The 9,246-nt window shown below is 38.6% G+C and carries 6 protein-coding genes and 1 riboswitch; of the genes, 5 read left to right on the forward strand and 1 reads right to left on the reverse strand.

What is annotated here, in order from left to right:
• Window positions 1–321 precede the first annotated feature (321 nt).
• On the forward strand, window positions 322–1,161 hold the full coding sequence (locus tag ACFX4H_RS26705) for a tyrosine-type recombinase/integrase (RefSeq protein WP_034306417.1): 840 nt from the start codon (window positions 322–324) through the stop codon (window positions 1,159–1,161).
• Window positions 1,162–1,372: 211 nt separating this feature from the next.
• Here ACFX4H_RS26705 and ACFX4H_RS26710 read toward each other — a convergent pair whose 3' ends face one another.
• Window positions 1,373–4,507, reverse strand: coding sequence for an efflux RND transporter permease subunit (locus tag ACFX4H_RS26710; RefSeq protein ID WP_377436596.1), 3,135 nt, complete (start codon window positions 4,505–4,507; stop codon window positions 1,373–1,375).
• Between the two features lie 185 nt (window positions 4,508–4,692).
• Between ACFX4H_RS26710 and ACFX4H_RS26715 the strand changes: the two genes are divergently transcribed.
• The 4 genes from ACFX4H_RS26715 to ACFX4H_RS26730 all read left to right on the forward strand — a co-directional run bounded on the left by ACFX4H_RS26715 (window position 4,693) and on the right by ACFX4H_RS26730 (window position 8,663).
• The gene (locus ACFX4H_RS26715) at window positions 4,693–5,574 is read left to right on the forward strand and encodes a TetR/AcrR family transcriptional regulator (protein ID WP_377436599.1); all 882 of its coding nucleotides are present in this window, start codon (window positions 4,693–4,695) and stop codon (window positions 5,572–5,574) included.
• Window positions 5,575–5,704: 130 nt separating this feature from the next.
• On the forward strand, window positions 5,705–6,598 hold the full coding sequence (locus tag ACFX4H_RS26720) for a YegS/Rv2252/BmrU family lipid kinase (RefSeq protein ID WP_377436602.1): 894 nt from the start codon (window positions 5,705–5,707) through the stop codon (window positions 6,596–6,598).
• A 128-nt stretch (window positions 6,599–6,726) separates the two neighbouring features.
• Window positions 6,727–7,389, forward strand: coding sequence for a hypothetical protein (locus tag ACFX4H_RS26725; RefSeq protein ID WP_034306409.1), 663 nt, complete (start codon window positions 6,727–6,729; stop codon window positions 7,387–7,389).
• A 14-nt stretch (window positions 7,390–7,403) separates the two neighbouring features.
• The gene (locus tag ACFX4H_RS26730; protein WP_377436605.1) at window positions 7,404–8,663 is read left to right on the forward strand and encodes an efflux RND transporter periplasmic adaptor subunit; all 1,260 of its coding nucleotides are present in this window, start codon (window positions 7,404–7,406) and stop codon (window positions 8,661–8,663) included.
• A gap of 199 nt (window positions 8,664–8,862) precedes the next feature.
• Window positions 8,863–9,010, forward strand: a riboswitch (cyclic di-AMP (ydaO/yuaA leader).
• The last annotated feature ends 236 nt before the right edge of the window (window positions 9,011–9,246 follow it).

A 9,246-nucleotide genomic window follows, 5' to 3' on the forward strand; every position in this document is an offset into this window, starting at 1 on the left:
GTTAAGCTCTTCAGCGCCGATGGTAGTTGGGGGTTTCCCCCTGTGAGAGTAGGACGCCGCCAAGCCATTTGAAAAGACCAGCCATCCGGCTGGTCTTTTTTGAGGTCGTTATCTTCAGTACTTATTATTTAAACCTGTTATAGACCATAAAGAAAGTTATATGCAGGATAAATGGTAGTACATACTATTAATGCATCTGAATATCTATAGTTATCTGTCTTATCCATATCAGTTTAAGACAAAGGGACAGAATTCTTCGTTTCTGTAGGGATATATGTTAAACTTAACATAGTTTTGAAACTGTCATTGGGGGAATAGCCGATGGATACCTCTGCTAAAGATGAAATGATTTTTTCGTTTGCTGAATGGTTGAGAGACCAAGGCAAATCAGCTAATACGATCAAAACGTATACTGGTGTCCTTTCACAGTTTTGTGACCAGACACAAAAGATATTGATGGAGATCCATTCTGAAGATGTTCAGGGTTATCTTGATAATTTAGAAAATTGCAAGAAAAGCCCAGGGACAATCGAAAAACACTATATCGCATTAAATGTCTTCTTTAAATTTTTAGGTAAACCGCAAGTGATGCTTTCTGTGGAACGTAAAGTTAAGGAGCACAAGCTTGAGGTACCTGAAACTTTAAGCCTCAATGAGCAGCAGATACTGTTAAGAGATATAGAAGCAGAAGGGAATCTAAGGAACATTGCCATCGTCTACCTTTTGTTACATACTGGAATTCGTGTCTCCGAATTATGTGACTTAAATGGCCGTGACGTCATCATGGAAACAGAGCGGAATTATATACTTGTCCGGAACGCAAAAGGTGAAATCGACAGATCCGTACCCCTTACGATATCGGCCATTCAACATGTACAAAATTATCTTTTTTCTTTAAAAGAAAAAGCAGATCCGTTATTCATCTCAAGCTATAATCAAAGGATCACTCCGAGGTCAGTTCAATATATATTGAAAAAATACAATGTGCATCCGCATAAACTGCGACATACTTTTTGTCAAAGGTTAGTGGATAATGGAATAGATATACAAACGATATCAAAGCTTGCCGGTCATAAAGATTTAAACGTAACGAAGCGTTATCTAAAAGAAAAATCGCTGGATCTGGCAAATGCGATAGATCAAACTTTCACGAAACACTAATATAAAGAAATGAAAAAGGGAAGAGAGATCTTTCCTTTTTTTGTTTAAACAAACAGATTCCTTGGAAATGACGAATAGGACGTTTTGTCTTAAGAGATGGACGGGTTGAAAGAAGAGCAATATAGTTCAGTCAAAAGGGCCGAACATGTTGATGCATTGTTGAATCAAAAAAGAGGGGATTCCTTATTTCAGGAATCCCCTCTTTTTTTTCTTAGTTACTTAACTGTTTTTTCTTCCTTTTACCTATTTTCATTATAAATTCATATACTACCGGCACTATTACAAGTGTTAGCAATGTAGAACTCACCAGTCCGCCGATAACGGTAATTCCCAAACCTTGTGATATTAATCCACTGCCTTCCGCACCGATTGCCAGTGGTATTAAAGCGCCGATTGTGGCAAGGGCAGTCATCAGGATAGGGCGTAGACGGGTGGATCCTGCCTCGAGTAAAGATTCCCTGGTAGATAGCCCGGATTCTTCATTCTTGATAACACGGTCCACTAATACGATGGCATTGGTCACGACGATACCTATAAGCATCAGGACACCCATCATTGCCGAAACGCTGATGGTCTCACCTGCAATGAATAGCCCTGCCAATGCCCCGATTACCGTAAATGGTAAGGAGAAGAGAATGGCTATTGGTGCTAAACCACCATGGAAAGTAACCACTAGGACAAAGTATACGATAGCAACGGCCGCTAACATAGCGATACCAAGTTGAGTGAATGATTCTTGGATATCTTCCGTCACTCCGCCGTAGTCTATTGAGACGCTTGCAGGAAGGTCTAATTTATCAACTTCCTTCTGTACCTCAGCTGTCACTGCGGCCACATCATCCGATTTGATTGTTGCAGACACGTCGGCATAAATTTTTCCATCGCGGCGGCTGATTGTATCGGAAGCTTTGCCTTCTTCGATTTTCACAAGCTCTTTCAATGGGATTTCCATTCCCATTGGAGAAGAAATTTTAGTATTCTCTAGATCTTTTTTGTCTTCGAATGTCGTTTCTTTTGTCTCGACATATACCTTGACTTCTTCTCCATCTTTCTTAATGGTAGTTAAAGCATCATCCTTATTCGTATTGGCGATGGACATGCCAATTTGTGCAGCTGTCAGTCCAAGGGCACTTAGCTTTTCTTGGTCTGCAACTAGAGTGTATTGCTCATAAGCATCTAAAAGACTTGTATCAACATCTTTTAAATCTTTATTTTTCTTCATGATATTTTGAATATCATCAATTACCGGTTCAATATCTTTTTGTGTATTTCCGTAAACAAACAGAGTGGTCTCGTTGCTTGATGTTGATGTGAAATCTTGTTGTTTCCATGTTCCAGGTGAATCAAGTTCAGTTAACTCTTTTATGACGGTTTCTTTTTTGTCCCCGAAATTTTCGGTGTCTTCGTCATAGAGTACATAGAAGAGAGCCGAGTTACTCGAGCCGCCCATCATGCCTCCGCCCATCATGCTTTCGCCAAGTGTGTATTGAACGGTCTTCACATCGTCTTTATCCATGAAGTATTTTTCCACTTTTTCTGTTTGCTTTTCAATATCCTCTTTTAACTCTCCAGGTGCGGGAGTGTAAGTGACGATGATCGTTTTTTCTTCATCTGCAGGCATGAAGCTTACACCGATGCTTGGGATTAGGAATAAACTTCCAACTAATAATACAATGGCTGTGCCGAAAGTGATTAGTTTATGGTTTAATGACCAATCCAGTGATTTTCGATAGAATGCTGATAGTTTGCTTGGTTTTTCTTCATGTGATTTTAATTCTTTTTTAGATAGTCCCTTTTTAAATAAAGAGTCTGCCATTGCCGGAACAAGTGTGATGGCGATTATTAATGAAGCGACTAATGCAAACACCATTGTTAAGGCGAATGGCGTGAATAGTTCCCCGACAGGTCCTGTAACGCTTGCTAAAGGCAGGTATACGGCTACAGTAACGATTGTCGATGAAAGGATGGGGATGAACATTTCCTTAGTGGCAGATCGTATTAATTCGCCGCCTTTTAATTGTTCGCCTTTTAAAGCCATTCTTCTATAAATATTTTCTATGACGACAATGGAGTCATCGACGACTCGGCCAATCGCAACGGTCATGGCCCCAAGTGTCATGACATTCAATGAAATATCCATTTGTTTGAGCACCAAAAGGGCTGCTAACAGGGATAATGGAATCGAAATGACGGAAATGAGAGTCGTTTTAAAGTTCCTAAGGAACAGCATGATGACAATGACTGCAAACAGACAGCCGAAGAGTGCCTTGCTGATCATGGTTTCAACGGAATCTTTAATCGGTTTAGCTTGATCGAGAGTAGTGTGTACACTTACCCCATTAAACTCTTCTTTGAAATTCGATGCTTCTTCATTTACTTCGTCGACGATTGCAACTGTATCGGCATCAGGTGATCTTGTAACCTGGATTCCAATCGATTCGCTACCGTTTGTTCTTGAAATCGATTCAGCCTTACCGGTAATTTTAACATCGGCAATATCTGATAATTTCACATTTTGCAGTTGGGCAGGACCTGTTTCCATTTCAGGAGATATTTGATTGGTTTCCTGTCCAGTTTGTGCTGGCGCACCTGTTTTCGGGCCGCCGGTTAAAGGTATCTTTATATTTTTCAGGTCCTTTAATGTGGAAATGTTTCCATCCACAACGATCGTTTTCTCTTTATCATCAAAGTTATATATGCCAAGCGGCATACTGACGTTTGCAGACTGGACAACCTTCTTTACGGTTTCTTCATCGAGCCCGTATTGAGCCATCTTGTCCTGGTCGAATACAAGGCTTCCTTCATTTACTTGCTGTCCGGAAATGGATACGGATGTCACGCCGTCAATTCCTTCAAGTTTAGGCACTAACACCTCTTCGACATTTTTTGTAAGGGCTGGTAAATCAGAAGCCTTATCTGTTACACTGAGTGCGACGACAGGAAAAGCGTTTAATTCTAATTTAGATACGCTCGGGTCATCTACTCCCTCTGGAAGTTCCAATTTCTCTAAAGCTTCTTTCACTTCTTTTACTGCATCATCCATATCCGTATCATAATCATATTGTAATTGGATGGAAGAGGCATTGGCCATGGACGAAGAACTGACTAATTCCACTCCTGGCAAATTTGTTACTTTTAGCTCAATCTGGTCGGTGAGCTTATCTGCTACTTCTTCAGGTGCAGCTCCAGGATAAACAGTGGAGATGCTTATTAAAGGAGTGGAGATGCTTGGTATGGTTTCTTGTTTCATGTTTAAACCGGAGTATAAACCAGCTGCAACGATGATGATGGTAAGCAACCAGATTGCCAATTTATTCTTTAATGAAAATTTAATTATTGAATTCAAGCTTGTACCCTCCATACATAAAATTGTGACCAGTCGGTCACAAACTCAAATATATAGTATATGGATTATGAATGCAACAGATAATATCCGTTAGGGCTAACGTTGTGATTTCAGGGTTTTGGGATACAATTTGGGAGATGTGACCCGTTGGTCACCGACGGATAATTTTAAGAGATAGGATGTATATGATGAAAGAAAAAAATAAGATGATCATAGATAAGTCTGTAGAGCTTTTCGCGGAAAAAGGCTATCATGCAACTTCGGTTCAGGAAATTGTTGAAAAATGCGGGATAGCAAAAGGGTCCTTTTATAATTATTTTAAATCGAAGGAGGAATTACTAGTCTCCATTTTTAAATTTTACTATGAAGCGTTGACAGACTCATTACTTGATCTTGAACTGGATGCTTCATTGTCCAGTAAAGACAAATTCATGAGGCAGATCACTGTTCACATTGAGCATATGACGGGAAATACCAACTTGATTCAAATGATGATGCAGGAACAAATGGTTCATATCAGCAAGGAACTAGATGGATTTTTACATTATATCCATGAAGAGGGCTTGATTTGGTTCAAGCGTAAAATCATTGAGTTATACCCGGGACTTTCATCTGATCTTCTGCCCGATTGCACCATTATTTTAGATTCGCTTTTCAAAGGATATATCGGAATATTGATCAGGAAACAAAATGCTTTCGATGTAGAATTGTTACCTAGCTTCATATTGAACCGGATGGATTCCATTGTCGCAAGTCTGGAGAACATGGAAGATCCATTATTGAAACAATTTCCCCTACCAGGTTGCTCGATGCGGGATATGAGCCCAAAAGAAGAAATCCATTCGATTATCGCCAGGATGCTGGAAGTGGAAACGCGTAAAGAAGAGGGAATGGAAACACGTAAAATTACGGAAGCCTTAAAGGCACTCCAGGAAGAATTTTCAAAAGTTAGGCCAAGCTCAATCATCTTGGAAAGCCTTTTGTTATTTTTGGAAAAAAATGAAAAAAGGAGCCCCTTGTGTTCAAAGCTTATCTTATTGATGAAGGATTATTTGCTGTATATATGAAGGCTTTACTGAAAGGGGCGAAAGCCTCTTTTTCATTTAAATTTTTAATGAGATTTAAAACGGAGATTTAGGAAAAAGTAAAAAGTGATGGGAAGAAGACAATTCTTTCAATAATATGGGGGCTGGAATCATGCGATGGAAAAAGGGAATGCTGATTTATAATAAAAATGCAGGGAATGATAAACTCGAAAGGAATCTAGGAGGGTGTCTTCCGGTATTAGCTCCACATATTGATGAGTTTCTCATTCTACAAACAAAGCAAAAAGGCGATGCATGCCGTTATTGTTTTGAATATGGTGAAGAAATGGATGTAGTTTTCGTATTGGGAGGAGATGGAACGGTACATGAGTGTATAAATGGCCTTTCACCCCTTCAGAAGCGGCCGTTGTTTGGGATTTTACCTGGAGGGACTTGCAATGACTTCTCCAGGACATTAAAGATTCCTCAAAATGTTCGTCAAGCTGCGGAAGCATTAGTAAACGGTAAGGTTCGTCCAATTGATATTGGTAAGTCCAATAACGATTATTTTTCCAATTTCTGGGGAGTTGGGCTTATTTCAGATGCTTCAAATAATATTGATGAGCAGGAAAAAAGCAGGTTCGGAAAGATAGGATATTTATTAAGCGCTGTAAGGACGATTGGTGGGAATGCTCCCTTTTCCTATAAAGTGGAATATGATGGGAATTTCATTGAAGGGGAAGCGGTTATGATTTTGGTCTTGAATGGTTGTTTTATCGGCACTAATTTATTGCCCTTTCCCATGATTAGACCAGACGATGGGCTCTTTGGCGTTGCCATCCTGGAAAATGCAAACCTTGGTGCATTTTTAGAAATAATAGCGATGAAACGTTCATGGACTCAAAGTATGAGTTCTGACTCTGGGTTGACTTATTTACAAGCAGGTACCTTGACTATTGAATCCAAGAGGCCGCTTGATGTGGATATGGATGGAGAGAACTATAGGCAAACTCCTTCACGCATTAAAGTCCTTGCCCACCATTTGTCAGTATTAACACCAAATTAGTGTGGGGATTCTATTTAAAGGGAAAGGCTTATGTGTTTTTTTTGTATATTCATTCCTTATTTCTGCAATTGTTTCCAAAATAGGATAAAATGTATGATGATATATCATTTTTTGCAGGAGGACCAATTATGGTGTACCAGGTCGGATTGTTAAAGGGCATTTTACAGCCTTATCGGAGTCGCTATCAGCTGCAAAATGCAGAGGCAGTCACAAAGCTTGGATTGAAATTAATATTTATATATTTTCTTAGTCTTATAGTATTCGCCGTTGGGGGATATTTTGGCATTGGTTCAGAATCATTCTCCAAAGAAATCACGAAGATGAGCGCCAATGAATTCGAAGCAGCAAAGTTGCTGATTTTGAGCGGCAATATAATAACAGGAATAATTCACCCTTCCATATACATATTTTTAGCAGCTCTATTCTTTTGGATCGTTACTGATATCCCCTATATAAAATTAGTTATCGTTCAAATGATTCTTTTTGGCCTGCAATTAGTGGAAAAAACATTATTGATTCCCTTATTCGTTTTAATGGATATAGGCAGTGATGCCAATCCTTTTTCATTGGGGATCATCAGTCAGTATTTTCTCAGAAGTGATTATTTCATTCATTTTTTCAGTGAAATTACCATTTTTCAATTTCTCATTATTGCTCTGCAATATTTTTATTTAAAGGAATTTACAGAACGTAATAATTATTTGGTCCTTTTAATGATTGTTCTATTCTATTTGGCCACATGGTTTGTTAAAGCCTTTTTAGGATACATCCAAGTAGGCGTATTTGTATAAAGCGGGTGAAATGAATGAGCGGTAACTGGAAAATAGCGGCGGTCTCCATTGCTTCGATAGTGTTAATAACCGTTAACTTATACCTTATTGAAAAAAAAGAAAGCAAAGTGGAACGGACGGTTTTCGTTGAAAACTGGACTAAGGTAAAAAAAGATACAATTACGGATACTATCCAAACAAATGGGGTAATTAAACCAGTAGAAGAGTATGATATCTATTTTGATGCCAAGAAAAATGATTTTAAGAAATTCCTTGTAAAAGAAGGTGATTCGATTACGGCTGGCTCCTCGTTGTTTGAGTATACGGCGACCGAACGTGATGCGCTTAAAGCGAGTTTGGAAGCGGAGAAAACGGCAGCTGAGGGGGAAATGGCAGGGATTGAGGAATACATAGGGAAGTTGAGGTCTTATCAGGGGACCGTGACCAGTGAACCTGAAGCGGCAATTGATGAATCGGTGGAAAAAAACTTGAATATTGATATAACGACAAGCTCTTCAGATCTTATTAAAAGTAACATTGAGCAAGAAATGTACAAGCAGGAACTAGAAAAAAACAGGTTGGATGAAAAAGTGAATATGCTTGACGCTAAATTAAGTTCGATTGAAGAGCAGTCCAGTGCAATTGTGACGACGAGCGAGGCTGATGGTGTCGTTAAAAATATCAATAAAAACCTTGATAATCCCATTATATCCATCGTTTCGACAAATTTGGCAATTGAAGGGTATTTCTCCGGAGAGGAAATGAAAAAGGCTGAAGTGGGCATGACTATAAAAGCAAGTTCCTCTGATTCAAAAAAGGCATTGAAAGGGACGATAGGCCGTATCCATTCCTATCCCGCTGAAGAGCCATCATTAAAAAAAGATAACAGATTTCCATTTCAGGCTTTAATCGAACCGGAAGGCGAAGAAACGGAACCTCTGTTGGTGGGATCGAAAGTGAATCTTACTGTAATAACCAATGAGAAAGCCGGTGTACCCTCCATACCGATAGGGGCGGTACAATACCAAAAAAATCCTTATATTTACAAGTTGACGAATAAAGGCCATGTAGATAAACATTACATTACAAAAGGTCTTAAGGCTGAAGGGAAGCAAGAAATCATAAAGGGACCGTCTGTAGGTGACATCATCCTCCTGAAGCCGAATGTGGCAGTGAAGAACCATTCTTATTTTATTACCCCGATTCAATTTGAAAAAGTGAAAGCTGGAACTTATAAAAAATTCACCTCTAGGGAAAAAGTAAGATACCTGTTACTTGGCATTCTGGAAAAATAACCGCTTTTTTCACAAGAGAGGTGATGTCAAATTATTTATTAATTATATCAATATAACTTAAGTGATTAAAAATCGGGAAGCGTAATTATAGATAGAATAGCTATTAATACAGAATATTCAGACATATTTAAAGACCTTTTTCTAGAACGGATGCGAATAAATATTTACAGATTATCATTTTTAGTATAATATTTTATTATAAGTTAACTCGCTTAATCTTATTCCAAGAACGGGGGACCCATTTTTGTGGATTTTATCCGCTAGGGGTGAATTCAGAAATGAAAGGGCTTTTTGTGTTTCCAATCCTAACCCGACAGCTAACCTCGTCAGCGTCTTCAAGGGAACATGTGTGAATATTCACGCCTATAAGAAATCGACACATGAAGTGTCTTTTTTTTCGGCGTAAAGACAGAGTTTTTCAAAAAAAGAAAAATTACTTTCTTTTATTAGTATCTTGTTTCCCTTACCGAGACAAAAATGTTTTTGCATCAAAGACTTTATGGAAGGTGAGGAAAGTAAATGAAGAAATTCAAACTAAGTTTAGCTAGCCAAATTTTCATTGGTTTAATTCTAGGGATTATCG

It is taken from the genome of Peribacillus sp. YIM B13477, assembly GCF_042787955.1.
Classification (GTDB): domain Bacteria; phylum Bacillota; class Bacilli; order Bacillales; family DSM-1321; genus Peribacillus; species Peribacillus frigoritolerans.

Excerpts from the sequence above, each read along its gene's own strand:
- ACFX4H_RS26705 (WP_034306417.1), top strand. The coding sequence starts at position 322 with ATGGATACCTCTGCTAAAGATGAAATGATTTTTTCGTTTGCTGAATGG.
- ACFX4H_RS26715 (WP_377436599.1), top strand. The coding sequence starts at position 4,693 with ATGATGAAAGAAAAAAATAAGATGATCATAGATAAGTCTGTAGAGCTT.
- ACFX4H_RS26720 (WP_377436602.1), top strand. The coding sequence starts at position 5,705 with ATGCGATGGAAAAAGGGAATGCTGATTTATAATAAAAATGCAGGGAAT.
- ACFX4H_RS26725 (WP_034306409.1), top strand. The coding sequence starts at position 6,727 with ATGGTGTACCAGGTCGGATTGTTAAAGGGCATTTTACAGCCTTATCGG.
- ACFX4H_RS26730 (WP_377436605.1), top strand. The coding sequence starts at position 7,404 with ATGAGCGGTAACTGGAAAATAGCGGCGGTCTCCATTGCTTCGATAGTG.